At 70.4% G+C, this 942-nt stretch carries 1 protein-coding gene; it reads left to right on the top strand.

Annotated elements, in window-relative coordinates; all coding sequences use genetic code 11:
• Positions 1-260 precede the first annotated feature (260 nt).
• Positions 261-938 carry an LPXTG cell wall anchor domain-containing protein gene (locus tag RMT89_RS40345; protein ID WP_315888722.1) on the top strand — a complete coding sequence of 226 codons (678 nt, stop codon included), beginning with the start codon at positions 261-263 and terminating at the stop codon, positions 936-938.
• Positions 939-942 lie beyond the last annotated feature (4 nt).

Raw genomic sequence — 942 nt, 5'->3', positions numbered from 1 at the left:
CGACGGGTTCGGGAGGAGGCCGCTGGGAAAAGGACCAGCCCCAAAGGCTGACACCTCGCCCGGCGGCCCACCTCACGCTCGGGGCTCCCGCTTAGGGTTACCCCGGGTCACCTCCTGGCCTCCGCCTCCACTCGAACCCCCTTTCGTGCGCGCCGGATCGTCACAACTCCGGCGCGCATCGTGTCTTCCCTCCTCTCGGCCCCGGGCGTACCTTGACGGCCGATCTGATGTGCCGTCAGGAATCGAGAGGGAGCGGAACCGTGTCGTACCGGAAACGAACCGCGCTCGCGTCCGTCGCGGCCCTGGCCGGCTCGGCGGTGCTGATGGCCGCGCCCGCCGCCCGGGCCGGGGTCGTCGACGTCAACTACCAGTGCAAGACCCCGATCGGTGACAAGAGCGCCGTCTCGCCCATCGACATCAAGGGTGTCGAGAGCGGCGGCGGCTACAAGATCACCATGTCGTGGCAGAAGGGGGTCTCCTCCAGCCCTGTCGAACTGGGCAAGGGGGCGATGAACCCCAGCGCCACCATCAAGCTGGGCGGAGCCGACAGCGGCACCATGACGGTGACGGGCCCGGCGAACCAGGAGGCCATCCCCGCCGACACCCCCATCAAGATCAATGACCTGACCGGCACCTATACGCCGAAGAAGTCCGGCAAGGTCACCTTCACCCCGGCCGTGCTCACCATCAAGGCGCTCGGTACGACGACCACCTGCACCCCGTCGAACAGCCCGGGCCCCGCGCTCACCCTCGATGTGAAGGCGGCGGGCGGCGCTGGCGCCACCGGCTCCACCCAGAGCGGCAACGGCTCCGAACTCCCGCAGACCGGCCCCGAGGACTCGGCCGTCGCCCTCGGCACCCTCGGCGGCACGGTGCTGCTCGCGGGCGCGGCGGGCGCGCTGTGGCTGACGCGGCGGAACCAGACGGTACGCCGCTGACACC

It is taken from the genome of Streptomyces sp. P17, assembly GCF_032436805.1.
In the GTDB taxonomy this organism is placed as follows: domain Bacteria; phylum Actinomycetota; class Actinomycetes; order Streptomycetales; family Streptomycetaceae; genus Streptomyces.
The sequence above is the reverse complement of the archived record's forward strand: the minus strand, read 5'-3'. Positions and strand labels throughout refer to the sequence as shown.